The sequence below is a fragment of the Streptomyces sp. NPDC002577 genome (assembly GCF_053594815.1).
In genome coordinates, this window is record NZ_JBSFWK010000001.1 from 729257 (window position 1) to 756254 (window position 26998).

Sequence of the window (26998 nt, forward strand, 5' to 3'; positions counted from 1 at the left end):
GCACGGTCCCGTTAGAATCTCCCCATGGCCATTCTCCTCACGCATTAGACGGCGTGATCCGACCGAGCTGTCCATCCCGCCGTCCACCCTGCTCAGGAGTCTGTCCGTGATCACCGCCTCCGGTATCGAGCTGCGCGCCGGTGCCCGCGTCCTCATCGAGTCCGCCACCTTCCGTGTCGCCAAGGGCGACCGCATCGGCCTGGTCGGCCGCAACGGCGCCGGCAAGACCACGCTCACCAAGGTCCTCGCGGGCGAGGGCATCCCCGCCGCCGGTACCGTCGCCCGCTCCGGCGAGGTCGGCTACCTGCCGCAGGACCCGCGCACCGGCGACCTCGACGTACTCGCCCGCGACCGCGTCCTCTCGGCCCGCGGCCTCGACGTCCTGATCCGCAAGATGCGCGAGAACGAGCAGCGCATCGCCACCGGCAAGGGTGGGACGCGCGACAAGGCCATGAAGCAGTACGAGCGGCAGGAGACGGAGTTCCTCACCAAGGGCGGGTACGCCGCCGAGGCCGAGGCCGCCACCATCGCCGCCGCGCTCAACCTGCCCGACCGGGTGCTCGGCCAGCCGCTCCATACGCTCTCCGGCGGTCAGCGGCGCCGTATCGAACTGGCCCGCATCCTCTTCTCGGACGCGGACACCCTCCTGCTCGACGAGCCGACGAACCATCTCGACGCCGACTCGATCGTCTGGCTGCGCGACTACCTGAAGACGTACCGCGGCGGCTTCATCGTCATCTCGCACGACGTCGACCTCGTCGAGACGGTCGTCAACAAGGTGTTCTACCTGGACGCCAACCGCTCCGTGATCGACGTCTACAACATGGGCTGGAAGCTCTACCAGCAGCAGCGCGAGGCCGACGAGAAGCGCCGAAAGCGCGAGCGCCAGAACGCCGAGAAGAAGGCCGCCGCGCTGAACTCCCAGGCCGACAAGATGCGCGCCAAGGCCACCAAGACGGTTGCAGCCCAGAACATGGCCCGCCGCGCGGACAAGCTGCTCGCCGGTCTCGAGGCCGAGCGGAAGGCCGACAAGGTCGCCAAGCTGCGCTTCCCCGAGCCCGCCCCGTGCGGCAGGACGCCGCTCACGGCCGAGGGCCTGTCCAAGTCGTACGGTTCGCTGGAGATCTTCACCGACGTCGACCTGGCCATCGACAAGGGCTCCCGGGTCGTCATCCTCGGCCTCAACGGCGCCGGCAAGACCACGCTGCTCAGGCTGCTCGGCGGCGTCGAGAAGCCCGACACCGGCCAGGTCGTGCCCGGCCACGGCCTGAAGATCGGGTACTACGCGCAGGAGCACGAGACGCTCGACGCGGACCGCACGGTGCTCGAGAACATGCGCTCCGCCGCACCCGACATGGACCTGGTCGAGGTGCGCAAGGTCCTCGGTTCCTTCCTCTTCTCCGGCGACGACGTCGACAAGCCGGCCGGTGTGCTGTCCGGCGGCGAGAAGACCCGCCTCGCGCTCGCCACGCTCGTGGTCTCCTCGGCCAACGTCCTGCTGCTCGACGAGCCGACCAACAACCTCGACCCGGCCAGCCGCGAGGAGATCCTCGGCGCCCTGCGCACATACAAGGGTGCGGTCGTCCTCGTCACGCACGACGAGGGAGCGGTCGAGGCGCTCCAGCCCGAGCGGATCATTCTGCTGCCGGACGGCGTCGAGGACCTGTGGGGCGCCGACTACGCGGACCTGGTCGCGCTGGCCTGACCGGTTTTCCGGCCGAGCATGATCGTTTATCTCGGCATGCCCGGCCGATTTCGGCCTGGCGGTGCCGCGCGTTGCTTGATCGAATTCACTGATCCACTGCGCATGGATCATTCGGCCGATCCGTGATCCATCATCTGTGTGAGATCTCCTCATACAGCGGTGTGTCGTACATCGATTTCCGGGCCGGATCGGGCATGGGTCGGGGTCGCGTCACAACGCGGCTCTGACCTGCTCATTAGCTTGTGAATTCGGGAAGCCATGATCGAAACCGCCGCCGGAAGCTGGAATTCCGCTCGTGATGACCGGTTCCGTGAGTCCAAACCTTGATACATGGACCTTGCCGAATGGGTGGCCAGGAAGCTCCGGAGGGGTGATCATGAGAGTCCAGAGCGCACTTCCCATGAGGAGGCACGGGTGGCCGAGACTCTGAAGAAGGGCAGCCGGGTGACCGGCGCCGCGCGCGACAAGCTCGCGGCAGACCTGAAGAAAAAGTATGACTCCGGTGCGAGCATTCGGGCACTGGCCGAGGAGACCGGCCGCTCGTATGGCTTCGTACACCGGATGCTGAGTGAGTCCGGGGTCACGTTGCGGGGACGCGGCGGGGCAACGCGAGGCAAGAAGGCCGCCGCGTCCTGACGGCGGAGGCCTCCCGGCTCGTGACGTCCCCCTCGCTCCGGGGACTCGCCCCAGGCCCTTGAGGTGCTGGGGGGAGAAATCGAGAGCGGGGCGGAGTCGAGTGGTCGGGGAGGCTCCCCAGCTTCGATGGTGGCCACCCGGTCGGTCCGGTGATCGGCCGGGTGGTTACTGTGCAGTCACTTACGGGTGTCCGGGTACGGCACCCTGCCCGACTGCATTCCATCGGAGGCGCCCCATGGCTTCGCTCGACCCGGTACTCGACAAGGACGGCGTGCGGCTCACCGTCGACGAGGCGATCGCCACGGTGACGTTGGCCAATCCTGCCAAGCGCAATGCCCAGAACTTCGCGATGTGGCGGGCCTTGACCGAGGCCGGACGGGCGCTGCCGGGCAGTGTCCGTGTCGTCGTGCTGCGCGGCGAGGGCAAGTCCTTCTCCGCCGGCCTCGACCGGCAGGCGTTCACGCCCGAAGGGTTCGACGGGGAGCCGTCGTTCATCGATCTGGCGCGCGGCTCGGACGAGCAGCTGGATGCGGCGATCGCCGAGTACCAGGAGGCGTTCACCTGGTGGCGGCGCAGCGACATCGTGACCATCGCCACTGTCCAGGGCCATGCCATCGGTGCGGGCTTCCAGCTCGCTCTCGCTTGCGATCTGCGGATCGTCGCCGACGATGTGCAGTTCGCCATGCGCGAGACCAGCCTCGGCCTGGTGCCCGACCTCACCGGGACGCATCCGCTCGTGGGGCTCGTGGGCTACGCCCGGGCGCTGGAGATCTGCGCCACCGGGCGCTTCGTCCACGCCGACGAGGCCGAGCGCATCGGCCTCGCCAACCTCGTCGTGCCCGGCGACCAGCTGGACGCCGCGGCCCGCGACCTTGCGGCCGCGCTCCTCGCGGCGCCCCGGGATGCGGTGATCGAGACGAAGGCGCTGCTCCAGGGTGCGACGACCCGCGACTACGACGCCCAGCGCGCCGCCGAGCGCGCCGCCCAGGCCCGCCGCCTGCGGGACCTGGCGGGACTCGGCGACTGAGCGCGCCACCGAGGCGTCGCGGGGCGGGCTGCCGTGCCGGGTCTTGCAGGCCGCACGGCGGTTTGCTGTGCCGGCGACCGCCCTGCCGCGGCTGGATGTGGCGTGCCTGTGCCTGTGCCGCTGCCGTGTGACACGCGACCGCCGTGGTCGCGTGTCACGGCAGTTCTGTCACCACTACCGCGACTGTCGGATGGTTCGGCAGGGACTCGGTGACCGCTGTGCGGACCGCGAGGGCCACGTCCAAGGCGCGGTGGTCGCGCGATGCCGCCAGTTCGATGCGGACGTGCCGGCGGGGGAGGGCCGTATCGGAGGCCGCCTGCGGGTGCTCCTCGATGTGAACCGCGCGCCCGCGGCCGCCGAGCGTACCCGTCAACCGGACCACGCCCGGCACGGCCAGCACCTCCGCAGCCACCCGGGCCTCGTCGCCGTCTGCGCCCGGCTCGGACGGCGACTCCGCTCCCCGGCCAGCCCCCTCGGCCCCCTCCTCGCGTTCGGGGAGCACATCCGTCCGGCCGCTGGATGCTGCTCCCGACGGGCGGTGTGCGTCCGCCGGCGGTGTTAGCCCTTCGCCGTTGCGGGTCGTCGCGGCGGACGGTTCCGGCGTGGCGGGTTTCGGCGCCGTCGGCTCGGGAGCCTGGGGCTCCGGGTCGAGGAGGGCCGAAACCCGCAGGTCCACCTCCGTGACGGTCAGGCCGATGTCCTGCGTTGCCGTGGTGAACAGGGTCGCGCGCAGGCGCTCGGCCGTCGTCGGGAGGGGGTCGGCCGGGCTCGCGGCGAACTCCGCGGTGATGCGGAGCGGGCCGGGCGACAGGCCGCTCGGCGGTGGCGGTACCGCCGGGGCCTGTGCCTCGTCCGGGTCGGCCGGGGAGATGCGGAGCGGGCCCAGGCGGATGCCGGGCAGCGCGTCCGCCGCGCCGCGCAATACCGAGTCAGCCGCCGATTCCGCCAGCCACGCTCCGTCGCGCGGCCCACCGAGGGGCAGCAGCCTGCCCAGGGCCAGCTGTCGCCGTACCGCCTGTGCCCATCGGTCCGCCGTCATTGCTCCAGCCTGCCGCATCTTTGGCGCGCAGTGGGGAAACCGCGCTTAATGTGAACAAATAAGTACATCCCCTCCTAAAAGTTTCCTAAAAGGATGAGCGGCGATGACTGAGACGACACAGCAGAAAGGCCCGGAGCCCCGCGAGCAGGCGTCGCCGGAGGAGCGGGGCAGGAAGGGCGGCCCGGTGCGGCGCGGGGGCGGCGACCCCGGCACCCGGGGACGTACGACCATCGCCGACGGCGTCGTAGAGAAGATCGCCGGGCTCGCGGCGCGCGACGTCTTCGGCGTGCACGTGATGGGCAGCGGCCTCTCCCGTACCTTCGGCGCCATGCGCGAGCGGGTGCCCGGCGGCGGTGACAGGTCCGTCACGCGCGGGGTGAAGGCAGAGGTCGGCGAGGTACAGACGGCCCTCGACCTGGAGATCGTCGTCGTCTACGGCGTGGCGATCGAGGACGTCGCCCGTGACGTACGGGAGAACGTGATCGCGGCCGTCGAGCGCATGACGGGGCTCGAGGTGGTGGAGGTCAACATCGCCGTCAGCGATGTGAAGGTCCCGGAGGAAGAGGACGAAGAGCCCGAGACGAGGCTGCAGTAGCGAGCGTTCCAGGTCCGTGAGTGACGCTCGCCGTCGACGCGGGCGCCCCCCGCCGCCGCACGCTCTCGAGGCTCTCGCAGAGGAGCGCACAATGAACATGACCATTATCGGCTTGATCGCCGGAATGGCGCTGGGGTTCGCCGGATACTTCGGCGGTTTCGGAGCCTTCCTCCTTGTGGCGGCGCTCGGCGCCGTCGGATTCGTCGCAGGGCGGTTCCTGGAGGGGGACATGGAACCTGGTGAATTCTTCCGTACCCGCGGCGAACGGCGGCGGTGACGCCGTTGCCCGGTCAGGTCGTCGAGCCCGCAGAGCGCGGCGCGACCCGGATCGCCGACCGAGTCGTCGCCAAGATTGCCGCCTGGGCGGCACGTGAGGCGTTGGACGCCGTACCCAAGGGCGGTGAGCCGCCGCATGCGACGGTCACCGTGCACAAGGAGACCGGCCGCGTTCGGGCCGCCCGCGTCCGGATCAGCCTCGAACTCGACTATCCATCCGACATCGGACGCCAGTGCGGTGCCGTGCGTCGGCGCGTCGCCGAGCGGGTAAAGGCATTGGCGGGGGTGGAGGTGCCCGAAGTGGCCGTCCAGGTGGAGCGGCTGCACTCGGCGTACGCGCGCAGCGCGGCACAGGGGAGGACACGGTGAGCGAGTCCCAAGGCCCGTCGGGTTCGGCCGGCGGCACCCAGCCTCTGCCGGTCATCGAGCGGAAGGAGGCCGGGACGCAGAACGGGCTCGACCAGTCCGCGTCCGCGGCCTCGTACGAACCGCTGCCCACCGCCGAGGGCGACGACCGCAGGCCCGGCCGCTTCTGGTCCGCCCGCCGCATCCCCGCGGCGCTGGTCGCGCTGCTGGTCTTCGCCGGTGCGGGGCTGATGCTGTACGACGTCGCGGCCGTGCGCGCGGGCCGGCCCGCGATGCAGTGGCGCAAGACCCTCGTCCGCGAGCTCGCCGAACGCCCCCTCGACGACACCTGGGTGCTGACCGGCGCCGGGGTGGCCGCCGCCCTGGGGCTGTGGCTGCTGGTGCTCGCCGCCACACCGGGCCGCCGTGCGGTCCTGCCCATGCGGCGCGTGCACCCCGACGTACGGTCCGGGCTGCACCGCGACGCCGCCGCCATGGTGCTGCGTGACCGCGCCATGGAGGTCGCGGGAGTGCGGTCCGTACGCGTGCGTACGAGGCGTAAGAAGGTCGACGTCCGCGCGGTGTCGCACTTCCGTGAACTCGACGACGTGCGCAGCGACTTGGACACCGTGCTCGCGGACGCCGTGAGGGAGTTGGGGCTCGGCCGGGCGCCAGCCCTCTCCGTGCACGTCCGCCGGCCCGGCAAGAAGGGGTGAGAGCAGTGCTGAGGACGGTCAACCGCGTGCTGCTGGGCATCGTCGGCCTGGTGCTGCTCGTGCTGGGCGGCTCGGTGCTCGCCGTCGGCCTCGGCGTCACACCGCCGTCGTGGTGGATCCACGACGGCAAGCACGATGTGCTGCTGAGCGACGCCGACCGGGCCAGATGGCAGGACCAAGGCTGGTGGTGGCCCACCGTCATCGCCGTCCTCGCGGTGCTCCTGCTGCTCGCCCTGTGGTGGCTGACGGCCCAGTTGCGCCGGCGCCGGCTGGCCGAGGTGCTGGTCGACACCGGCGACGGTGAGGGGGCGCTGCTGCGGGGGCGGGCCCTGGAGTCCGTCCTGACGAGCGAGGCGGGAGCGCTGGACGGTGTCGAGCGGGCGCACGCCACGCTGACCGGGCGGCGGGGCGCCCCCGAGGCACGGATGCGACTGGTGCTACAGCCATTCGCCGCGCCCGGGGATGCCCTGCGGAAGCTGGTCGGCGAGGCGCTGGCCCATGCCCGCGGCTCGGCCGGGCTGGACCGGCTGCCCGCCGAGGTCCAGCTCCGCGCGGTCAGGCACCGCGCGGAGCGGGTCACGTAAGGAGCCCTTGGCTCCCCTCAGAAGCCGTGCCTCGCGCCGCCGTCCACCGGCAGCATGATCCCCGTCAGATACGACGCTGCCGGCGACAGCAGGAACGCCGCCGTGCGGCCGAACTCCTCCGGGGTGCCGTAACGGCGCAGCGGGATGTTCGCCTCGTTGGCCGCGCGGGCGGCCTCCGGGTCTGCGGAGAGGGCGTCCAGCTCGCGGGCCCGGTCCGTGTCGATACGGGACGGCAGCAGCCCTATGACGCGGATGCCGCGCGGACCGAGCTCGTCGGCGAGCGACTTGGCGAAGCCCGCGAGGCCGGGGCGCAGGCCGTTGGAGATCGTCAGCCCGGGGATCGGCTCGTGCACCGAACCGGACAGGACGAAGCCGATGACGCCGCCCTCGTCGAGTTCCGCCGCGGCCGCCCGCGCCAGGCGCACCGCGCCGAGGAAGACGGACTCGAACGCCGACTGCCACTGCTCGTCGGTGTTGTCGGCGAGGAAGCCGGGTGCCGGTCCGCCGACGCTGATCAGTACGCCGTCGAAGCCCCCGAAGTGCTCGCGCGCGGCCGCGATGAGGTGTCCGGCGGAGGACGGGTCCGCGTTGTCCGCGGCCAGGCCGACGGCGTTCGGGCCGAGTTCGGCGGCGGCGTCGGCGACGCGCTTCTCGTCCCGGCCGGTGATGACCACCTTCGCGCCGTCCGCGACGAGTTCACGCGCCGCCGCGTTGCCCAGGCCCCGGGTGGCTCCGGTGACGACGTAGACGCGGTCCTTCAGTCCAAGATCCATGGCCCCTATCCTGCCTCCTCGGTCCCGAACAGGGTGAAAGCGGCCCCCACCAGGCCGATGTGGCTGAATGCCTGCGGGTAGTTCCCGAGCTGCCTGCGGTTCACGGGGTCGTACTCCTCGGCGAGCAGGCCGACGTCGTTGCAGAGCCCCACCAGCCGTTCGAACAGCTCGCGGGCCTCCTGCGTGCGTCCCGTCAGGTGCAGGGCGTCGACGAGCCAGAAGGAGCAGGCGAGGAAGGTGCCCTCGCCGCCGGGCAGCCCGTCGACGTTCGTCTGCTCCGTGCTGTAGCGGCGCAGAAAGCCGTCGTGGGCGAGCTCCTTGCGCACCGCCTCGATGGTCCCGGTCACCCGTGGGTCCGTCGGCGGCAGGAATCCGACGCGGGGGGTGAGCAGCAGGGCGGCGTCCAGTTCGCGGGAGCCGTAGGACTGCGTGAACGTGCCCCGCTCCGCGTCGAAGCCGCGCTCGCACACCTCGCGGTGCACCGCGTCCCGCATCGCGCGCCAGCGGTTGATGTCACCGCGCAGCCTCGGGTCCGCCTCCAGCGCGCGCACGGTACGGTCGGCGGCCACCCACACCATGATCTTGGAGTGCACGAAGTGGCGGCGCGGGCCGCGGACCTCCCACAGCCCCGAGTCCGGCTGGTGCCAGACGGACTCGAGGAACTCCAGCAGGCGGCGCTGCACCTGCCACGCGTGGGGCTTGGCCGGCAGGCCCGCCTGGCGCGCCAGCATGAACGAGTCGACGACCTCGCCGTACACGTCGAGCTGCAGCTGCCGCACCGCTTCGTTGCCGATCCGCACCGGGGCCGAGTCCGCGTACCCCGCCAGCCACGGCAGTTCGTACTCCGGGATCCTGCGCTCGCCCGCCAGGCCGTACATGATCTGCAGGTCGCCGGGGCTGCCCGCGACCGCGCGGAGCAGCCAGTCCCGCCACGCCTTGGCCTCGTCGAGGTAGCCGGCCTCCAGCAGCACGCCCAGGGTGAGCGTCGAGTCGCGCAGCCAGCAGTAGCGGTAGTCCCAGTTGCGCACTCCGCCGATCTCCTCGGGGAGCGAGGTGGTGGCGGCGGCGACGATGCCGCCGGTCGGGGCGTAGGTGAGGGCTTTGAGGGTAATGAGGGAGCGCAGGACCGCGTCCGCGTGCGGGCCCTTGTACCGGCACCGGTCCGCCCAGGCCTGCCAGTCCTCGAGGCTGTCGGCCAGCGCCTGGTGCGGGTCGACGAGCGGGGGACGCGGCTGGTGGGAGGGGTGCCAGGTGAGCACGAACGCCACCTTGTCGCCCTCGCCGACCGTGAACTCCGAGTGCGTACCGAAGTCCTTGCCCTGCGTGCGCACTTCGGGCTCGCTGCGCAGCCACATCGAGTCGGGGCCCGCCACGGCCACGCGATGGCCGTCGTCCCTGCGCATCCAGGGGATGACCGAGCCGTAGTCGAAGCGCAGCCTGAGTGTGCTGCACATCGGCACCTCGCCGGAGAGGCCCTCGACGATGCGGACGACGTCGGGGAAGCGGTCGCGCTGCGGCATCAGGTCGGTGACGCGGACCGTGCCCGTGCCGGTCTCCCAGACCGTGTCCAGTACCAGTGAGTGCGGGCGGTATGCACGGCGGGTGCAGGGGCCGCCCGCGCCCTTCGGCGCGATACGCCAGTGCCCGTTCTCCTCGTCGCCGAGGAGCGCGGCGAAACAGGCGGGCGAGTCGAAGCGGGGCAGACACAGCCAGTCGATGGAGCCGTCCCTGCTCACGAGGGCGGTCGTCTGGTGGTCGCCGATCAGCGCGTAGTCCTCGATGGGTCGATGCACGTCTGGCGGGTTCCCGGTGGGGACCGTTGCCAACCCGGACCGGACTCTGGGTGGGTGACCCGGTCCGGCGGCACCGGGCCCCGCCGGGTCACCGGCCGCGGGGGGCAGCGGGCCTCGCCCGGGGATGGGACCGGGTCCCGGCTGACATCGTGTCAGCCGGAGCCGGAGCCGGAGCCGGAGCCGGAGCCGGAGCCGACAGCCGCGTGGGCGGCCGTGCGGGTGCCGGAGAAGATGACACCGGGGTCGGAGGGGGCCTGGTTGAGGACCCACAGGCCGATCAGCGTCGCCAGAGCGAAGACGACGGTGATCAGCACGGCGAGGACGAGACGCCGCCGGCGCTCGCGGCGCAGCCAGTCACCGCGAGCCGTGCGATAGGCGTCGGGGGCGGCCTGCACGCCACCGGCCAGCGCCTCCAGGGCCGCGCGCAGCTCGCGTTCGGTCCTGTCCTGTTCCGTCGCGTCCTGTTCCGTCCTGTCCGGAGTGGTGTCGTTCATCGCCGAGCCTCCATCGCCTGGGTCAGGGCGGCGATGCCGCGCGCGGTGTGCGTCTTGACGGAGCCGCAGGAGATCCCCATCGCGGCGGCGATCTCGCTCTCCTTGAGACCGAGCCAGTGGCGCAGGACGAGCGCTTCGCGCTGCCGGGCGGGCAACTGCTGGAGTGCGTCGATCAGCACACGCTGGTCGTCGTGGAGGAGGGCCGTGCTCTCCGCCGAGGCGACGACGTTCGTCGGCGGTGCCTCCGTGTGCTTGCGGGCGACCTGGAGGTGGCGTATGCGCATACGGGTCAGATTGCACACCGTGGAGCGCAGATAGGCCTCGGCGGCCGCGGCGTCCCGCAGCCGCCGCCACTTCCGGTAGATCTGGTAGTAGGCCTCCGCCACCACGTTCTCGGGGTCGTCGGCGCCGAGCAGGACGGCGAGGCGCAGCATCGCTGCGTAATGCGTGTCGAACAGGTCGGCGAGGGCGGCCTCCCGCTCGATGTCGGCCGGATCGCTCACCGTCGCGGCCGTCGCGGGCGGGGCGGGCGGGGGTGCCGCGTGCTCGGCCGCTGCGGCCTCCCTGGCCGACGCGCTCTCCGCGGCCGACGCGTTCGTGGCCGTGGCCGGCCGCGCCGGTTTCACCTGGGTGTCCTGTCTCGTTCTCACGGGTTGCTCGCTCCCGTCTCGGGGCGTCGCCTGAGGATCAGGCGGGACGGCAGGTCGGTTGCGTCGGCGCCGCGAGGGACGCCGAGGCGTTCGAACGCCGTGGAGGCGACCACGGCGACGGTCAGGTTGAGAAGCAGGGCCACCAGCCCGGCGTAAATCTCCAGCGGCTGCTCGGCGGGGCCGAACGGCACGACGGACGAGAACCCCTCGCGCACCACCATCACGGTGCCGGACGCCATGCCCACCGCCCACCCCGCGAGCAGGGCCCGGGGGTGCAGCCGGCCGGTGAACAGTCCGACGGCCACGGCGGGGAAGATCTGCAGGATCCATACGCCGCCCAGCAGTTGGAGATTGATGGCGTCCTGGTCGCGCAGGCCGAACACGAAGGCCACTGCGCCCACCTTCGCGGTGAGCGAGACCGCCTTGGCGATCCGCACCTGCCGCTTGGGCGTGGCGGTGGGGTGGACGTACTCGACGTAGACGTTCCGTACGAACGAGGTCGCGGCCGCTATCGACATCACGGCGGCGGGGACCAGCGCACCCACGGTGATGGCGGCGAACACCAGACCGGCGAGCGGAGCCGGCATGAGCCGGTCGACGAGCATCGGCACGGCCGCCTCGGCGCCGCCCTTCGGGGCGCGTACGCCCGCCGCCACGGCCGCGATGCCGAGCAGGCCGAAGAGAGCGAGGAGCGCCGTCCAGGCCGGCAGTGCCATGGAGACCTTGCGCAGGGTGTCGGGTCCTGAGGCGGCGAAACCGGCGGTCAGCACGTGCGGGTACATCAGCAGGGCCAGCGCGGAGCCCAGGGCGAGGGTGGCGTAGGCGGGCTGCTGCCCTGGGGACAGGAGCAGCGGATTCCCGGTCGCGCCCGCCTCGGCGAGCCGGTGCGCCGCGGTGTCGAAGACCGCTCCCGGGCCGCCGAGCCGGTTCAGGACCAGCCAGCACACGACCGTGACCGACGTGAACACCGCCACCGCCTTCAGGGCGGAGATGACCGCGGGCGCGCGCAGGCCCTGCCGGTAGGTGGCCACCGCGAGCCCGGCGAAGAGCCCGACCATCACCGCGTCACCCGCGGCGCCGCGCGGATACACGCCCCCGGCGGTCAGCACCGCACGTATGCCGAGGAGCTGCAGCGCCAGATACGGCATCGTCGCGAGGATCCCGGTCAGCGCCACCACCAGCGCCAGCGGTGGCGAACCGTACCGGCCCCGGACGAAGTCGGCCGCCGTCACATAGCGGTGGCGGCGGGCCACGTCCCACAGCCGGGGCAGCAGGAGGAAGGCGAGCGGGCAGACGATCACCGTGTAGGGCACCGCGAAGAAGGCGGGTGCGCCGTTGCCGTACGCGAGGCCCGGCACGGCGGTGAAGGTGTACGCGGTGAAGATCGTGCCGCCGAGGAGCAGCCAGGTCCACACGGGTCCGAGCCCCCGGTCGGCCAGCGCCCAGCCCTCGAGCGACGGCAGCCGGTCGCTGGGATTCAGGCGCCGGGCCGTGACGGCGAGCAGCGACGCCCCGCCGATCACGGCGAGGAACGTCGCGGTCATGGCGCCGTCGGCCATGGGTCACCGTCCTTGGTGTGCCTGGACCCTCGGGGTGAAGTTGCGCGGGAGGTCCGTTCCGATGACAGGAAACCGGCGGAAATCTTCTGGAAAATTCGCTGTCAACGGCTTCGACGGGGTGCGCAACTCTTGCACAGACCCACAGCGGACGGGAGAGGAGTGCAGGTCATGCCACGGACCGGTCACGACCGGATGCGAAGCGTCGCCGCGGTCGTCCTGCTGCTCGCTCCCGCCGCGGGGCTGCTGTGGGTCCCCTGGTACGCCGGTGCGAGCCCGCGGCTCGCGGGGATGCCGTTCTTCTACTGGTACCAGCTTGCCTGGATACCGGGGTGCGGCCTCTGCCTGCTCGCCGCACATGCACTGACCAGGACCGCACGCCGCCGTCCCTGATTCCTGACGCGTCCACGTCCTCGACTCCGGGCGAGTCCAAGTCCTCGATTCCGGGCGCGTCCCGGTCGTCTCGTACCACCCCACACACCGCCACGGTGAGGAGCCGCCATGCCTGTGTCCGCCATGCCCGAATCCGGTCACCCGGAGTCCCCCGGGCAGCTTTCCCCGTCCCCGCGTGCCCGTATGACCCCGCGATCGGTCCTGCTGTGGACCGCCGTGGCCATCGCCGGCGCGATCGGCTGGGGGGTACTCGCACTCGCCCGGGGCGAGAAGATCTCCGCCGTCTGGCTGCTGGTGGCGGCCCTCGGTTCGTATGCCATCGCCTACCGCTTCTACGCACGCTTCATCACCCGGCGCGTACTGAGGCCGGACGACCGGCGGGCCACTCCCGCCGAGCGGCTCGAGGACGGTGTGGACTTCCAGCCGACCGACCGCCGGGTCCTGCTCGGCCACCACTTCGCCGCGATCGCCGGGGCCGGGCCGCTGGTCGGGCCGGTGCTCGCGGCCCAGATGGGCTATCTGCCCGGCACCCTGTGGATCGTCGCCGGAGTGATCTTCGCCGGGGCTGTGCAGGACATGGTGGTGCTCTTCCTGTCCATGCGGCGCGACGGCAAGTCGCTGGGGCAGATGGCGCGCGAGGAGATCGGCAGGGCGGGCGGTGCGGCGGCCCTGACCGCCGTGTTCGCCATCATGATCATCCTGCTCGGTGTGCTGGCGCTGGTCGTCGTCAACGCCCTCGCCCACTCCCCGTGGGGCACCTTCTCGGTGGCCATGACCATCCCCATCGCCCTGTTCATGGGCTTCTGGCTGCACATCCTGCGACCGGGCAGGGTCGTCGAGACCAGCGTGATCGGCGTGGTCCTGCTGCTGCTCGCCATCATCGGCGGCAGCTGGATCCAGGACTCCTCGCTGGCCGGCACGTTCACGCTGAGCCCGACGGCCCTCGTCTTCTGCCTGGCCGGCTACGGCTTCGTCGCCTCCGTCCTCCCGGTGTGGATGCTGCTCGCGCCCCGCGACTACCTCTCCACCTTCATGAAGATCGGCACGATCGCGCTGCTCGCGATCGGAGTGATCGTGGCCGCCCCGGTCCTGCACGCCCCGTCGGTCAGCGGCTTCGCGTCTTCCGGTACCGGTCCGGTCTTCGCCGGCTCGCTGTTCCCGTTCCTGTTCATCACCATCGCCTGCGGCGCGCTCTCCGGCTTTCACGCCCTCGTCGCCTCCGGGACCACGCCGAAGCTCATCCAGAAGGAGTCCCAGGTCCGGCTGATCGGCTACGGCGCGATGCTGATGGAGTCGTTCGTCGCGATCATGGCGCTGATCGCCGCGGCCACCCTCGAGCCGGGCCTGTACTACGCGATGAACGCGCCCGCCGCACTCCTCGGCACCACGGCCGAGTCGGCCTCGCACGCCGTGGCGGGCCTCGGCTTCACGATCACTCCCGACCAGCTGACCGCCGCCGCGAAGGCCGTGGAGGAGCAGACCCTGATCGCCCGGTCCGGCGGGGCGCCGACCCTCGCCGTCGGTATGTCGGAGATCTTCTCCGGCGTCTTCGGCGGTACGGCGATGAAGGCCTTCTGGTACCACTTCGCGATCATGTTCGAGGCGCTGTTCATCCTGACCACGGTGGACGCGGGCACCCGGGTCGGCCGCTTCATGCTCCAGGACATGCTCGGCAACGTCTGGAAGCCGGTCGGCCGGGTCAACTGGAAGCCGGGCATCTGGCTGTGCAGCGCGCTCGTCGTGGCCGCCTGGGGCTACTTCCTCTACAGCGGCGCCACCGACCCGCTGGGCGGAATCAACCAGCTGTTCCCGCTCTTCGGCATCGCCAACCAGCTGCTCGCCGCGATCGCCCTCACCGTCTGCACCACCGTGCTCGTCAAGTCCGGGCGGCTGCGCTGGGCCTGGGTCACCGGCATTCCGCTGGCCTGGGTGGTCGCGATCACCTTCAGCGCCGGCTGGCAGAAGATCTTCTCCGACGACCCGCGCGTCGGCTTCTTCGCCCAGCGGGCCAAGTACGTCGACGGCATCGACGCCGGGCAGGTCCTGCCGCCCGCCAAGACCCTCGACGAGATGCACACCGTGGTCACCAACTCCACCGTCGACGGCGTGCTGATCGCCCTGTTCCTGCTCCTTGTCGCCGTGGTCGTCGTCAACGCCGCCGTGGTGTGCGCACGCGCCGTACGCTCCGCCGCACCGCTGCCGACGACCGAGGCGCCGTACGTCGAGTCCCGCATCGACGCGCCCGGCCGGCGTGCCGAGGAACCGGCGGTCGTGGGGGCCGGATCGTCAGTGGTCGGTTCATGAGCGGCCGGTTCGTGAGCGGCCGTGTCCGGAGGCTCGCCGGGGCCGTCCGCTGGTACCTGCGGGAGCTGACCGGCGAGGCGGAGTACGACCGCTACTGCGAGCGCCACGGCAGGGCCCACCCGCACGCCCCGCTGCCGACCCGCCGCGAGTACGAGGTGCTGCGCACACGGCACCTGGAGCGGCACGCGCACAGCCGCTGCTGCTGAGCCGGCAGACCATCCCCGCTGATCCGCTCCGAACTCGACGACGTACTGGCGGGGTAGGTCGGGCGGCCGCTGAAGTCGGCCCGTCCGGCATTTGAGTACGAGCCGATTTCAGCCCGTCCGGCGTTTCAGGACGAGCCCGAAGGACGACAAGGGGGTCTGGGGGCGAAGCCCCAGCGGCTACACGGTGGCGGGCGCCGGCGCCTCCGCCGCCTGAGAGGCGGCCGCCTCGGCCCGATCCCGCCGCTCCCGGCGAACAAGAACCACCCACCCGACCGGCACGCCGGCGGCAAACAACCACCACTGAACGGCATACGCCATGTGCGGCCCGATGCTGCTGTGATCGGGCTCCGGAATCAGCTCGGGGCTGTCGCCCTTGGGCTCGGGCGTCACCTGCTCGATGTAGCCGCCCAGCACCTGCCTGCCACCGAGGCTCAGCGCCTGCTGCCTGCTGCTGATCAGCATGATCTGCCGGTCGGGCAGCCCCTTGATGTTCTTGATGCCGCTCTCGGCGGTCGTCTCGTCGGCCATGAGCCGACCGGTGACGGTGACCTCGCCCTTCGCGGGGGCGGGGATCTTCGGGAAGGCGGTCTGCGGCCCGTTCGCGGGGATCCAGCCGCGGTTGACCAGGAGCACCCGGCCGTCCTCGAGGACCAAGGGGGTCAGGACGTGGAAGCCGACCTCGTCGTCGGAGTTGGTGCGGCGCCGCACGACGACCTCGTGCGCGGTGTCGTACGTCCCGGTCGCCGTCACGCGCCGGTACAGCTCGGAGTGGGGCACGGTGTGCCCCGGCGAGGTGAGCTGCTCCACCGGCTCAGGCTTCGCGGAGAGCGCGTCGGAGATCAACTTGTTCTGCGCGACACGGTGCTCGTGCCGGTGCAGCTGCCAGAAGCCCAGTTCGACCATCGTGGGGATGAGCGCCAGGGTCACGAGGGTGAGGATCACCCACTGCCGGGACAACAGGAAGCGGTACACCCCATTGACGGTACCTGGCACCGATCGGCCCCCTACGGGTGGGTCTCCCGTAGGGGGCCGCGTACCCCGGTGCGCTCTCCGCGTACCAGTGCGCTCTCTGCGTCCCGGTGCGTTCCCGGTGCTCACACCTCGTCGTTCGCGTTCGCCGTTCAAACCTTGTCGACGATTCCCACCTTCCCCTCCGCGCGGGAGCAGTGGGCCCCGCAGAACCAGTGGCCGTCGACCTCGACTCCCTGGCCGATGATCTGGACCCGGCAGTGTTCACACAGGGGCGCCATGCGGTGGATGGCGCACGCGAAGCAGTCGAAGACGTGCACCGCGCCCTGCGCGTGCACCTCGAACGACATGCCGTAGTCGTTTCCGCAGACCTCACAACGTGCCATGCGCCACAGGGTGGGGTGCCGCGGCGGCAGCTGCGAGCCATCCGTGGGCGAGTCGTCGGGCAATCACCCGGTCGCCCCTGCCATCACCCCTCTGACGCCGGGGCCACGTCATGGAGGAGCTGCCCGAAGGCGGCCTCGTCCACGACCGGCGTGCCGAACTGCTTCGCCTTCGCGGTCTTGGAGGTGCCGGAGTCCGGGTCGTTCGTGACGAGCAGGCTGGTGAGCCGGGACAGGCTCGTCGCGACATGCAGTCCGGCCTCGACCGCGCGGTCCTCGAGCAGTTCGCGCTCGACGGATGTGTCGCCCGAGAACGCCACACGCATGCCTTGTTTGAGGGGATTGCCCGGTTCGTACCGGCCCGGGTTGGGATAAGGGCACGGCGGCCGCTTCCGCGAGGGCCGCCAACTGCCACCGCCATAGGAGGGCTGACGGCCGATCCGCGGGGTGGCCGGGCCGTCCGACCACTCGGTGAGGGGCCGGCACTCCAGTAGCGGCAACCGCACCCCGTCACGCGCGGCGGCGTGCAGGCTCGGCCGGAACGCCTCGGCGAGCACGCGCGCGTCGTCCAGCGCATGGTGTGCGCGCTGCTGTACGACGCCGAAGTGCGCGGCCAGCGTCTCCAGCTTGTAGTTGGGCAGGGGCAGCCCCAGCTCCTTGGAGAGCGCGATGGTGCACAGGCGCTGACGCACCGGAGCGGTGCGCTTCGTACGCGCGTACTCCCGGGCGATCATCGACCAGTCGAAGGCGGCGTTGTGCGCGACGAGGACACGGTCGGCGAGCCGGTCCGCGAACTCCTCGGCGATGTCCGTGAAGAGCGGCGAGTCCGACAACGCGTCACTCGTCAGGCCGTGGATCCACACCGGTCCCGGGTCGCGCTCGGGGTTGACCGTCGTGTACCAGTGGTCCTCGACCTCGCCGCGCTCATCCAGCCGGTAGACGGCGGCCGAGATTATCCGGTCGTCCCGGGCGAGGCCGGTGGTCTCCACGTCGACGACCGCGTACCCCTTGGGATACGCGGCCGGCCATGGACCCGCGGGCGCTGCGGTCGTGAGGTCTTCGAGCATGGTCACTGAGGATACGGGCCCCGACCGACAGTGCTCGTACGGGCCGTGACCGGCAGCTCTCGACGGGGTATGTCCCATCGGTCTGTTGACAGACCGGGTTGGGTACCGCGCTCTCTGGTCCGCCCCATTTGTACGAGTTGGCGGCCGAGGTGGCGACTGAGGTGGCGGCCGGGATGGCGGTCGAACTGACGGCCGCTGCAGTCGTCGCTCTGCGGGTCTGCGGGTCTGCGGCTGGCGGCTCAGCGGGGCCGTGCTTCGAGCAGCCCCGTCACCAGTGCCCGTACGGACATGGCGAACAGCTTCTCCGTGTCGACGGTCGCGGCCAATGCGCGGGCCAGCGCCGGATCGCCGTCCGCCGTGCGCGCGCTCCACAGCTCCTCCTCGCCGGGTCGCTGCACGGGTGCGCGCTCGCGGTTGCGCTCGACCAGGACGTGGCCCACGACGTGGAACTGCACGGCCCGTACCACCTCGGCGGCGCGCGCCCCGTGCAGGCCCGCCGCATGCACCTCCCGCGCCAGCGCCTCCTGGGCGGGCAGGAACATCTGCTCGGTCAGGCCGCGTTCGTGCACCATCGCCACGAGATGCGGATGGTCGCGCAGCCGGCAGCGCAGTGCGCGGGCCACGGAGGCGATGCGCTGCGCCGGGGTACGCCCGGTGGGGCGCAGCTCGCCGAGGTCGGCGACGGTGCGCTCGACGAGGGCGTCGAGGAGGGACTCGCGGTTGCCCACGTGCCAGTAGATCGAGGTGACCGCCGTGCCGAGTTCGGCCGCGAGCTTGCGCATCGTCAGAGCCGCCGGGCCCTGCTGTTTCACCAGCTTCGCGGCGGCGTCCAGGACCTCGTCGCGGCTGAGTGACGGTCTCGCCATGAGTGCCCCCAAGTCCCCTGAACGCCCCTGAGTCCCCTGGGCGCTCGCCGGCCAAGTCGTCGCCGTGCACGCCTCTTTACCTTCATCGGCGTCCGCTGTAACTGTGTTACAGGTCGCTGCCGGACCGCCGCCGGCGAGCGGTGACATCAGCGGCCGAGCCGCCGGGCCCCCGGCACGTCAGAGTCGACGAAAGGGTGGTACCACATGGCACGCGTACGGTACGGCGCGCGGACCGAGGCGGAGATCGCCGCCGCGCGCACCGCGAACTCCGCACTGCCCGACATCTGGTCAACCGGCGTGGTGGCCGTCTGGGAGAGCGACCCGGACGCGGTGGCGGCCGTGCTGCCGCCGCCGCTCAAGCCCACCGGGCGCCCCCTGGTGCGGGCGAACATCAGCAAGGTCGAGCTGCCGGGCTATCCGCTGGGCGCCGGATCGGTGGCCGTCGCCGCCGCGCACGACGGCGTCGAGGGCTGGTATCCGCTGGTCATGCCGATGACCCACGAGCGGGCCCTCGTCGGCGGCCGGGAGGTCTTCGGCGAGCCGAAGAAGCTGGGCGAGGTGACGGTCGAGCGGGACGGCCTCGTCGTACGGGCGTCGCTGGCGCGGCACGGCATCGCGTTCGTCGAGGTGCGCGGCGCGGTGAGCGGGGCGCTGCCGGTTCCGGAGCCCGCCCAGAAGACCGACTTCTACTTCAAGTTCCTTCCCGCGGTCGACGGCTCGGGCCTCGAGGGCGATCCGGTGCTGGTGCACTGCCTGCGCAACGAGAAGGTGCGCAAGCTGGAGCAGATCAGCGGCGACGTCGTGCTGCGCGAATCGATGTACGACCCCGTCGCCGATCTTCCCGTCCGCCGGCTCGTCGAGATCACCATCGGCGAGAAGACCAGCGACCAGAAGGGCAGGGTCGCCGAGCGGGTGAGCGCGCAGGCGCTGCTGCCGTACATCCATCAGCGCTACGACGATCCGGCGCACGTCCTGGACGGCCCGCCGGACGGGCCGGGACGGGGGAGTGCCTGATGGAGCTGCGGGCAGGACAGGTCGCCGTCGTCACGGGCGCGGCGAGCGGTATCGGGCTGGCCATGGCGCGGCGCTTCGCGGCGGACGGCCTCAAGGTGGTCCTCGCGGACGTCGAGGAGAGCGCCCTCGAGAAGGCGGCCGCCGGGCTGCGCGAGGACGGGGCGCAGGTGCACGCGCGCGTGGTCGACGTCGGCGAGCGCGAGCAGGTGATGGCCCTGGCGGACGCGGCGTACGACGCCTTCGGCGCCGTCCACGTGCTGTGCAACAACGCGGGCGTCGGCTCGGGTGCCGAGGGCCGGATGTGGGAGCACGACCCGAACGACTGGAAGTGGGCCTTCGCCGTCAACGTGTGGGGCGTCTTCCACGGCATCCAGGCGTTCGTGCCCCGCATGCTGGCGGCGGGCGAGCCGGGACACGTCGTCAACACCTCGTCGGGCGACGGCGGCATCGCCCCGCTGCCCACCGCATCCGTGTACGCGGTCACCAAGGCGGCCGTCGTGACGATGACCGAGTCGCTGTACGCCCATCTGAAGGCGGAGCACGCGCGCGTGGGGGCCTCGGTGCTCTTCCCCGGCCCGCACATGCTGCGCACCGGCCTGTGGGAGTCGCACCGCAACAGGCCCGCCCGGTACGCGAAGGAGAAGCCCCGCAGGACCCCGTACCGAAGCCTCGACCAGTGGGAGGCGGCGATGCGGGAAGCGGGGCACGAGGTGCAGTTCACGCCGGTGGAGGAGGTCGCGGACCTGGTGGCCGACGGCATCAGGGATGACCGCTTCTGGCTGCTGCCGCCGAGCGAGCACAGCGACCGGCAGATCCGGGCGAGGTCGCAGTCGATGCTCGACCGCGCCGCCCCGTCGTATCTCGAGAGCTTCATCCTGGACTGACGAGGGAGCCGCCATGACGGACCCGCACGGGAACGACCCGTACCTGATCATCTCCTCCGACTGCCACGCCGGGCTCCCCACCGAGGAGTACCGGCCCTATCTGGACGCCCGCTTCCACCGGGACTTCGACGACTTCCTCGCGGGGCGGGACGCGCGCCGCGAGGAGATGACACGCCTCGGCATACGCAACGAGGCGTTCGCGAACAAGTGGTTCCAGGACAACGAGGAAGGGCTGCGTGGCGGTTGGGACACCGCCCAGCGGCTCAAGGAGCTCGACGGCGACGGGGTGGCGGCGGAGGTGGTCTTCCCGGATGCCGACGCCGTCGACAGCCAGACCGCCGCGCCCTTCGGCGTGGGCCTCGGTCTCTCCGGCGACCAGGACCCCGAGCTGGGCATGGCGGGCGCGCTGGCCCACAACCGCTGGCTCGCCGACTTCGTCTCCGAGAACCCGGACCGGCACTGCGGTGTCGCCCTGCTGCCGGTCACAGCCGACCCCGGCAAGGTCGTGGCCGAGATCCACCGCGCCAAGGATTCCGGACTCGGCGCCCTCATGATCCCCTCCATGTGGGTCGACAAGGAGCCCTACCACGACCGGCGTTACGACCCCGTGTGGGCCGCGGCCGCCGAGTGCGGGATGCCGGTGGTCACCCACTCGGGAGCGGCGCCGCGCCACGAGTACGGCGACCATCTGGGCATCTTCGTGAGCGAGGTGACCTGGTGGCCCGCCCGGCCGCTGTGGTTCCTGCTCTGGTCGGGAGTCTTCGAGCGGCACCCCCGGCTGAGGTTCGGTGTCGCCGAGTCGGGCTGCTGGTGGCTGCCTAACCTGCTGTGGTTCATGGACCGCCTCTACCTCGGCGCGCACGGCGGCAAGAAGCTCTCCCCGTTCGCCGAGCTGAAGCGGCCCCCGCACGAGTACCTGGACCGGCAGGTCTTCGTCTGCGCCACCAACACCAAGCGCCGTGAACTCGCCCAGCGCTACGAGATCGGCGTCGACAACATCCTCTGGGGCAGCGATTTCCCGCACCCCGAGGGCACCTGGCCCGACACGCGCGCGTGGCTCGCGAAAACCTTCCACGACATCCCCGTGGCGGAGACCCGCCGGATCCTCGGCCTGGCCGCGGCGGAGGTGTTCGGCTTCGACGTCCAGAAGCTGACCCCGCTGGCCCGCCGCATCGGACCGACACCGGCCGAACTGGGCCAGTCGGCCGACCAGACGGCCGTCGAGGCGTCCTGGGCGCGTTCGCGCGAGGTCGGCCGCCACTGGCTGACCGACCACGACTTCCCGGCCCTGGGGGTGACCCCGTGACGACCACGACCGACCGAGACCCCGTGACGGCCAGGACCGACCGCTACACGGTCATCTCCGCCGACTGCCACGCGGGCGCCGACCTCCTCGACTACAAGCCGTACCTGGAGTCCCGGCACCACGACGCGTTCGACGCCTGGGCGGCCGGCTACGTCAATCCGTACGAGGACCTGCTCGCCGACTCCGCCGACCGGAACTGGGACTCGGACCTGCGCCTGGCCGAGCTGGAGCGGGACGGCATCGTCGCCGAGGTCGTCTATCCCAACACCATCCCGCCGTTCTTCCCGTCCGCCGCGCTGACGGCCCCCGCGCCGACCACAGAGGAGTTCGAGCAGCGCTGGGCGGGCTTGCGGGCCCACAACCGCTGGCTCGCCGACTTCTGCGCGGCCGCGCCCGGCCGCCGCGCAGGCGTCTTCCAGATCCTTCTGGGCGACGTCGACGAGGCGGTGAAGGAGATCCGCTGGGCGGCGGACGCGGGTCTCAAGGGCGGTCTGCTCCTGCCCGGCACCCCTCCGGGATCGGGCCTGCCCGAGCTGTACTCCGAGGCGTACGACCCGATCTGGGCGGTCTGCGCCGAGCTCGGCGTGCCCGTCAACCACCACGCGGGCTCCGCATCCCCGCCGCTCGGCGACGAACCGGCCGCGCGCGCCGTCTTCATGGTCGAGACGACGTGGTTCTCACACCGGGCGCTGTGGCACCTGGTGTTCGGCGGGGCGTTCCGCCGTCATCCGGAGCTGAGACTGGTCCTCACCGAGCAGGGCTCGGGCTGGATCCCGGGCGTGCTCGACATGCTGGACTACTACCACGGGCGGCTGGTCGCGGCGGCCACGCGCGCGTCCACCGCGGAGTCCAAGTTCGGTGCGGGCCTCGCCGAATCTATGGGCAAGGGCCCGAGCGAGGTCTGGCGGGAGAACTGCTTCGTGGGCGCGAGCTTCATGCGGCCCCACGAGGTACCGCTGCGCGACCGCATCGGCCTCGACAAGATCATGTGGGGCAGCGACTACCCGCACGACGAAGGGACGTTTCCGTACTCCCGGGAGGGCCTGCGGTTCGCGTACGCGGGTCTTCCGCGCGACGAGATCGCGGCGATGGTGGGCGGCAACGCGGCCCGCGTCTACGGCTTCGACCTGGACCTCCTCCGGCCGATCGCGGAGAGGGCCGGCCCGACCGTGGGCGAGCTGGCCGAACCGCTGAAGGAACCGCCTGCCGACGCCACCAGCCCGGTGTTCGCGACCGGGGGATCGGTCCGCGTCTGGTGATGGTGCGGTGTGCGCATGGCCGATCGCTCACCCGAGGGCAGAGGCTCCCGGGTGAGCGATCAGGCACCCGCAGGTGACGCTACGCCCAGTAGCGGTTCTCCGCACGGCGAGGCCACGTAAGGGTGCACTCGGCGACACCGGGTGACCATCCCGAACTCTTCCGCGCCGGAAGGCCGACCCCGAGAACGGCCTGGAGATCAATGGCTGAAGCCGCCAAGAAGTGGGGCCGTACCGCCGGTAATACTTGTCGGTAACGAGGTCTGGCCGCCACACACTCCGGCCTCTACGGTGCCTCCATGCCGAACCTGCCCGATGTCGTGCTGTGGTCCATACCGGCCTTCGTCCTGCTCACCGTCGTCGAGATGGTGAGCGTCCGTCTCCATCCCGACGAGGACGCCGCGGGATACGCGGCCAAGGACGCCGCCACCAGTGTCACGATGGGGCTCGGCAGCCTTGTCTTCGACTTCCTGTGGAAGATCCCGATCGTCGCGATCTACACGGCGGTGTACGAGCTCACGCCCCTGCGGGTGCCCGTGCTGTGGTGGACGGTCCCGCTGATGCTGCTCGGGCAGGACTTCTTCTACTACTGGTCGCACCGCGGCCACCACGTCGTGCGGGTCCTGTGGGCCTGCCACGTCGTCCACCACTCCAGCCGGAGGTTCAACCTCACGACCGCGCTCCGGCAGCCCTGGACGACGTGGACGGTCTGGCCGTTCTACCTGCCGCTGATCGCGCTCGGCGTGCACCCGGCGGCGCTCGCGTTCTGCTCGTCGGTGAGCCTCGTGTACCAGTTCTGGATCCACACCGAACGCATCGGCAAGCTGCCCCACGCCGTCGAGTTCGTCTTCAACACGCCGTCGCACCACCGCGTCCACCACGCCTCCCAGGGCGGCTACCTGGACCGCAACTTCGGCGGCATCCTGATCGTCTGGGACCGGCTGTTCGGCAGCTTCGTGCCGGAGACCGAGCGGCCCGTCTACGGACTGACCAAGAACATCGCGACCTACAACCCGCTGCGCGTGGCCACGCACGAGTACGTCGCCATCGCCAAGGACCTCCGCGCGGCGGGCAGTTGGCGTGAGCGTGCGGGACACGTGTTCCGCGGTCCGGGGTGGCAGCCGGCGGGGCCCGTGCCGTCCGGGGCCGGGCGCCGGACGGCCGGAGAGGGCACGTGTGAGCGGCAGGCGGCCGGGGAGGGCGCTGCGTGAACGGCCGCCGTGAGCGGGCTGCCCACGCGATGCTGTGGGCCTTCGCACTCGCGGCGGTCGCCGATCTCGTCGCCCTGACCGCCGGGGCCGACACGGCCCACACCGCCGTCAAGCCGCTCCTCATGCCGTTGCTCGCGGCCCATGCGGCCGCGCGCGGCGCGCCACGGCTCCTGGTCGGGGCGCTGTTGTGCGGGTGGGCCGGCGACACGCTGTTGCTGTCCGAGGCCGATCCGGCGTTCCTCGCCGGGATGGCGGCGTTCGCCGCCGGGCACGGCTGCTACCTGGTGCTCTTCGGGAGGCTCGCGTCTGCCGAGAGGCTCGTGCCGTTCGGACGGCATGTGCCCTTCAGCGCACGCGCGCGTGCCGCCTGGGTGCCGCTCGCGTACGGCGTCGTGCTCGCGTGCACCGTCGCACTGCTGTGGCGTGACCTGCCGAACGAACTGCGCGGGCCCGTCGCCGGGTACAGCCTGCTGCTGACGGCCATGGCGTACGGTGCCGGCCGGCTCGGGCTCACGGCCGGCATCGGGGGAGCGCTCTTCCTCCTGTCCGACACACTCATCGCGACCGGTGTCGCCGAGTGGCCGCAGCTCCCGCGCCCCGATCTATGGATCATGGGCACCTATCTCGTGGCGCAGTACCTGCTCACCCGCGCGGTGCTCCACGCCCACGCAGCACGCCGCGCTCCACGTCCACGGCAGGCGGCCCGCCCTGGCACCGGCGTACGGTGAACCAGCAACATCAGCCCCTGATCAGACATAAGCTGATCGGAAACGTCCTGATCAGCCACCCCTTGATCAGGTAGATCGTGAAGAGTCAGAGGAACCGGACATGCGCGCCACCACCATCCACGCCCCGTACGACATGCGCGTGGAGGATGTGCCCGAGCCCGTGGTGCAGCTGCCCACCGACGCCGTCGTCCGGGTGCTGCGCGCCTGCATCTGCGGCAGCGATCTGTGGGCGTACCGCGGCGAGGCCGCTCGCGAGGCCGGTCAGCGGATCGGACACGAGTTCCTCGGCATCGTGGAGGACGCCGGGGCGGAGGTGACCCGCGTCAGGCGCGGGGACCTCGTCGTGGCGCCGTTCATGTGGTCCGACGGCGTCTGCGACTACTGCCAGGAGGGCCTGACGACGTCCTGCGAACACGGCGGATTCTGGGGTTCCGTCGGTTACGACGGCGGACAGGGCGAGGCCGTGCGCGTGCCGTACGCGGACGGCACCCTCGTCCAGCTGCCCTCGGACGCCGCGTCGGACGAACGTCTGCTGTCGGCTCTCCTCACGCTCTCCGATGTGATGGGGACCGGCCACCACGCCGCGCTGGGCGCGGGCGCCAGGCCCGGCGCCACCGTCGCCGTGGTCGGGGACGGCGCGGTCGGCCTCTGCGCCGTGCTGGCCGCCAAGCGGCTCGGTGCCGAGCGCGTCATCGCGCTGGGCCGCCACCAGGACCGTACGGACATCGCGCGCCGCTTCGGCGCCACGGACGTCGTCGCCGAGCGCGGCGACGCGGCCGTGGAGGCGGTGCGCGAACTCACCCGCGGCCAGGGCGCGCACGCGGTCGTCGAGGCGGTGGGCACCGAGCAGTCCATGCGGACGGCCGTGAACATCGCCCGGGACGGCGGCGCCATCGGGTTCGTCGGCGTTCCGCACGGCAGCGGTACGGGCCTGGACCTGAGCGTGATGTTCGACCGGAACATCGCCCTGCGCGGCGGCGTCGCGCCCGTGCGCGCGTACATCCCCGAGCTGCTGCCCGACGTCCTCGACGGCACCATCGACCCGTCGCCGGTCTTCGATCTCACCGTCGGCCTGGAGGGCGTGCCGGGCGGCTACAAGGCGATGGACGAGCGCGCCGCGCTCAAGGTTCTCGTCGCTCTGTGACAACCCATGGGGTGACACCGCCGTGAACCAGGTGGTGCCACCGCCGGGCACTACCAGCGGATCGGCAGCGGCAATGCCGTGAGCAGCGCCGACACGGCCACGACCAGGCCGAGTACGGCCACCTCCACGCGCGCGGGGACGTACGCGCCGCACCGGTCGGCGGACCGCCTCAGGCGGCGTCTGGCGGTCAGCGCGAGAGCGGAGACGACGGCCACGAGGAGCACCTTCGCCAGGAGGGTGCGCCCGTAGGCCGTCGTCACCAGCTGGTCGAGGACCGTGGAGGGCGGCATCCGCCGCAGTGTGCTCCACAGCCCCGTCGCCGTGATGGCGGCTAGCAGAACGATCGCCACGCGCGCGTACAGCCCGAGAAGCGCGGTGCCTGCCGCGGGTGCCGTCCGACGCCACAGCCGTGTGCGGCGCAGCACGTGCAGCAGCCCACCCGCCCACAGGGCCGCGCACGTCAGATGGACGAGGGTCAGGCCCGAGCCGACGAGCGGGGTGTCCTCCGTCGTGGGGTGCGCGCGCAGGGCCTCGGCGATGATGACCGCGGCGAGCGGCAGCAACTGCGTCGAGGGCCGGCGCGAGCGTGCGCACAGTCCGGCGACGAGGAACGCGTTGAACTCCAGCAGCGCGACCGCACCGTCACGTGTCTGGTACAGCCCGCCGATGTCCATCTCGGACAGCCGGTGCGGCACCAGGTTCCCGGTGGACACGACTGAGGCGAGCCCCAGCGCCGCCACGCACCCCGCACCCGCCGCGAAGGGCGCCCAACTGCGCGGTGACGACTCCAGTGGTGCTCCCGGCACCCGCCGGGCCAGCCATCCCCCGAACGCCTCGCCCACCTGCACACACAGCGCGGCGAACAGGACCATACGGAGCAGTCCGATCCCTCCGGCACCGGGTGCCGCGGCCTCCCCGGTGCCGTGCAGGGCGGCCGACGGCCCGAGCAGCGGCACCAGCGCCGCGGCGGTCACCAGGACGAGCACCGCGACGGCCCGCCCTGCGGTCTCCCGCCGCACGGGAGCAGCGGGAGCAGGGGAAGAGGCGGGCGCGGGCGCCTCTCGGACAGGTCTTTCGC

29 protein-coding genes are annotated in these 26998 nt (G+C 71.5%); 18 read left to right on the forward strand and 11 right to left on the reverse strand.

What is annotated here, in order from left to right:
- Positions 1–106: 106 nt before the first annotated feature.
- From ACWD4J_RS03290 to ACWD4J_RS03300, 3 genes are all read left to right on the forward strand, one after another.
- Complete coding sequence (locus tag ACWD4J_RS03290) at positions 107–1705, forward strand: ABC-F family ATP-binding cassette domain-containing protein (protein ID WP_451393524.1); 1599 nt, start codon at positions 107–109, stop codon at positions 1703–1705.
- Between the two features lie 414 nt (positions 1706–2119).
- Positions 2120–2341: a helix-turn-helix domain-containing protein gene (locus ACWD4J_RS03295; protein WP_018533414.1), complete on the forward strand. Its 222-nt coding sequence runs from the start codon at positions 2120–2122 to the stop codon at positions 2339–2341.
- A 235-nt stretch (positions 2342–2576) separates the two neighbouring features.
- Positions 2577–3368, forward strand: a complete 792-nt coding sequence (locus ACWD4J_RS03300; RefSeq protein ID WP_451393525.1) for an enoyl-CoA hydratase/isomerase family protein — start codon at positions 2577–2579, stop codon at positions 3366–3368.
- Positions 3369–3522: 154 nt separating this feature from the next.
- Here ACWD4J_RS03300 and ACWD4J_RS03305 read toward each other — a convergent pair whose 3' ends face one another.
- Entirely contained in the window at positions 3523–4407 is an 885-nt protein-coding gene (locus tag ACWD4J_RS03305; RefSeq protein ID WP_451393526.1) for a nucleopolyhedrovirus P10 family protein, read from the reverse strand.
- Between the two features lie 103 nt (positions 4408–4510).
- Between ACWD4J_RS03305 and ACWD4J_RS03310 the strand changes: the two genes are divergently transcribed.
- The 5 genes from ACWD4J_RS03310 to amaP all read left to right on the forward strand — a co-directional run bounded on the left by ACWD4J_RS03310 (position 4511) and on the right by amaP (position 6923).
- On the forward strand, positions 4511–5002 hold the full coding sequence (locus ACWD4J_RS03310; RefSeq protein WP_451393527.1) for an Asp23/Gls24 family envelope stress response protein: 492 nt from the start codon (positions 4511–4513) through the stop codon (positions 5000–5002).
- Positions 5003–5093: 91 nt separating this feature from the next.
- Positions 5094–5279: a hypothetical protein gene (locus ACWD4J_RS03315; RefSeq protein ID WP_451393528.1), complete on the forward strand. Its 186-nt coding sequence runs from the start codon at positions 5094–5096 to the stop codon at positions 5277–5279.
- Positions 5276–5647, forward strand: coding sequence for a hypothetical protein (locus ACWD4J_RS03320; protein WP_451393529.1), 372 nt, complete (start codon positions 5276–5278; stop codon positions 5645–5647). The genes ACWD4J_RS03315 and ACWD4J_RS03320 overlap by 4 nt, the downstream gene beginning before the upstream one ends.
- Positions 5644–6339, forward strand: coding sequence for a DUF6286 domain-containing protein (locus tag ACWD4J_RS03325; protein WP_451393530.1), 696 nt, complete (start codon positions 5644–5646; stop codon positions 6337–6339). Before ACWD4J_RS03320 ends, ACWD4J_RS03325 begins: the two co-directional genes overlap by 4 nt.
- On the forward strand, positions 6336–6923 hold the full coding sequence (amaP, locus tag ACWD4J_RS03330) for an alkaline shock response membrane anchor protein AmaP (protein ID WP_451393531.1): 588 nt from the start codon (positions 6336–6338) through the stop codon (positions 6921–6923). Before ACWD4J_RS03325 ends, amaP begins: the two co-directional genes overlap by 4 nt.
- A gap of 17 nt (positions 6924–6940) precedes the next feature.
- Here amaP and ACWD4J_RS03335 read toward each other — a convergent pair whose 3' ends face one another.
- The 5 genes from ACWD4J_RS03335 to ACWD4J_RS03355 form a co-directional block, all read right to left on the reverse strand.
- Entirely contained in the window at positions 6941–7696 is a 756-nt protein-coding gene (locus ACWD4J_RS03335) for an SDR family oxidoreductase (RefSeq protein ID WP_451393532.1), read from the reverse strand.
- A gap of 5 nt (positions 7697–7701) precedes the next feature.
- Positions 7702–9489, reverse strand: coding sequence for a glycoside hydrolase family 15 protein (locus ACWD4J_RS03340; RefSeq protein WP_451393533.1), 1788 nt, complete (start codon positions 9487–9489; stop codon positions 7702–7704).
- A 152-nt stretch (positions 9490–9641) separates the two neighbouring features.
- Positions 9642–9983, reverse strand: coding sequence for a hypothetical protein (locus tag ACWD4J_RS03345; RefSeq protein ID WP_451393534.1), 342 nt, complete (start codon positions 9981–9983; stop codon positions 9642–9644).
- The gene (locus tag ACWD4J_RS03350; RefSeq protein WP_451393629.1) at positions 9980–10486 is read right to left on the reverse strand and encodes a SigE family RNA polymerase sigma factor; all 507 of its coding nucleotides are present in this window, start codon (positions 10484–10486) and stop codon (positions 9980–9982) included. Before ACWD4J_RS03350 ends, ACWD4J_RS03345 begins: the two co-directional genes overlap by 4 nt.
- A 143-nt stretch (positions 10487–10629) precedes the next feature.
- Positions 10630–12192 carry a sodium:solute symporter family protein gene (locus tag ACWD4J_RS03355; protein ID WP_451393535.1) on the reverse strand — a complete coding sequence of 521 codons (1563 nt, stop codon included), beginning with the start codon at positions 12190–12192 and terminating at the stop codon, positions 10630–10632.
- Positions 12193–12360: 168 nt separating this feature from the next.
- On the opposite strand from ACWD4J_RS03355, the gene ACWD4J_RS03360 reads away from it, so the two are divergent.
- The 3 genes from ACWD4J_RS03360 to ACWD4J_RS03370 all read left to right on the forward strand — a co-directional run bounded on the left by ACWD4J_RS03360 (position 12361) and on the right by ACWD4J_RS03370 (position 15092).
- Entirely contained in the window at positions 12361–12582 is a 222-nt protein-coding gene (locus tag ACWD4J_RS03360; protein WP_451393536.1) for a DUF3311 domain-containing protein, read from the forward strand.
- 108 nt (positions 12583–12690) lie between these two features.
- Positions 12691–14886 (forward strand): carbon starvation CstA family protein, encoded by a 2196-nt coding sequence (locus tag ACWD4J_RS03365; RefSeq protein ID WP_451393537.1) that lies wholly within the window; start codon positions 12691–12693, stop codon positions 14884–14886.
- An 11-nt stretch (positions 14887–14897) separates the two neighbouring features.
- Positions 14898–15092 (forward strand): YbdD/YjiX family protein, encoded by a 195-nt coding sequence (locus ACWD4J_RS03370; RefSeq protein ID WP_451393538.1) that lies wholly within the window; start codon positions 14898–14900, stop codon positions 15090–15092.
- 177 nt (positions 15093–15269) lie between these two features.
- Here ACWD4J_RS03370 and ACWD4J_RS03375 read toward each other — a convergent pair whose 3' ends face one another.
- The 4 genes from ACWD4J_RS03375 to ACWD4J_RS03390 all read right to left on the reverse strand — a co-directional run bounded on the left by ACWD4J_RS03375 (position 15270) and on the right by ACWD4J_RS03390 (position 18377).
- Positions 15270–16064 carry an SURF1 family cytochrome oxidase biogenesis protein gene (locus ACWD4J_RS03375; RefSeq protein ID WP_451393539.1) on the reverse strand — a complete coding sequence of 265 codons (795 nt, stop codon included), beginning with the start codon at positions 16062–16064 and terminating at the stop codon, positions 15270–15272.
- A 149-nt stretch (positions 16065–16213) separates the two neighbouring features.
- Positions 16214–16447 carry a hypothetical protein gene (locus tag ACWD4J_RS03380; protein WP_181659364.1) on the reverse strand — a complete coding sequence of 78 codons (234 nt, stop codon included), beginning with the start codon at positions 16445–16447 and terminating at the stop codon, positions 16214–16216.
- Between the two features lie 83 nt (positions 16448–16530).
- Positions 16531–17511, reverse strand: coding sequence for a DEDDh family exonuclease (locus tag ACWD4J_RS03385; RefSeq protein WP_451393540.1), 981 nt, complete (start codon positions 17509–17511; stop codon positions 16531–16533).
- A 239-nt stretch (positions 17512–17750) separates the two neighbouring features.
- On the reverse strand, positions 17751–18377 hold the full coding sequence (locus ACWD4J_RS03390) for a TetR/AcrR family transcriptional regulator (protein ID WP_451393541.1): 627 nt from the start codon (positions 18375–18377) through the stop codon (positions 17751–17753).
- A gap of 204 nt (positions 18378–18581) precedes the next feature.
- Between ACWD4J_RS03390 and ACWD4J_RS03395 the strand changes: the two genes are divergently transcribed.
- From ACWD4J_RS03395 to ACWD4J_RS03425, 7 genes are all read left to right on the forward strand, one after another.
- Complete coding sequence (locus ACWD4J_RS03395; RefSeq protein WP_451393542.1) at positions 18582–19391, forward strand: acetoacetate decarboxylase family protein; 810 nt, start codon at positions 18582–18584, stop codon at positions 19389–19391.
- Complete coding sequence (locus tag ACWD4J_RS03400) at positions 19391–20275, forward strand: SDR family NAD(P)-dependent oxidoreductase (protein ID WP_451393543.1); 885 nt, start codon at positions 19391–19393, stop codon at positions 20273–20275. The genes ACWD4J_RS03395 and ACWD4J_RS03400 overlap by 1 nt, the downstream gene beginning before the upstream one ends.
- Positions 20276–20288: 13 nt before the next feature.
- A complete protein-coding gene (locus ACWD4J_RS03405) occupies positions 20289–21581 on the forward strand; it encodes an amidohydrolase family protein (protein WP_451393544.1) in 1293 nt (430 codons plus the stop codon).
- Positions 21578–22840 carry an amidohydrolase family protein gene (locus ACWD4J_RS03410; protein WP_451393545.1) on the forward strand — a complete coding sequence of 421 codons (1263 nt, stop codon included), beginning with the start codon at positions 21578–21580 and terminating at the stop codon, positions 22838–22840. Before ACWD4J_RS03405 ends, ACWD4J_RS03410 begins: the two co-directional genes overlap by 4 nt.
- A 296-nt stretch (positions 22841–23136) precedes the next feature.
- Positions 23137–24048 carry a sterol desaturase family protein gene (locus ACWD4J_RS03415; RefSeq protein ID WP_451393546.1) on the forward strand — a complete coding sequence of 304 codons (912 nt, stop codon included), beginning with the start codon at positions 23137–23139 and terminating at the stop codon, positions 24046–24048.
- Between the two features lie 29 nt (positions 24049–24077).
- Positions 24078–24776 (forward strand): lysoplasmalogenase, encoded by a 699-nt coding sequence (locus ACWD4J_RS03420; protein ID WP_451393630.1) that lies wholly within the window; start codon positions 24078–24080, stop codon positions 24774–24776.
- Between the two features lie 100 nt (positions 24777–24876).
- Positions 24877–25920: a zinc-dependent alcohol dehydrogenase family protein gene (locus ACWD4J_RS03425; protein WP_451393547.1), complete on the forward strand. Its 1044-nt coding sequence runs from the start codon at positions 24877–24879 to the stop codon at positions 25918–25920.
- 50 nt (positions 25921–25970) lie between these two features.
- Here the strand turns inward: ACWD4J_RS03425 and ACWD4J_RS03430 are convergent, their stop codons facing one another.
- Positions 25971–26939, reverse strand: coding sequence for a CopD family protein (locus ACWD4J_RS03430; protein WP_451393548.1), 969 nt, complete (start codon positions 26937–26939; stop codon positions 25971–25973).
- Between the last annotated feature and the right edge of the window lie 59 nt (positions 26940–26998).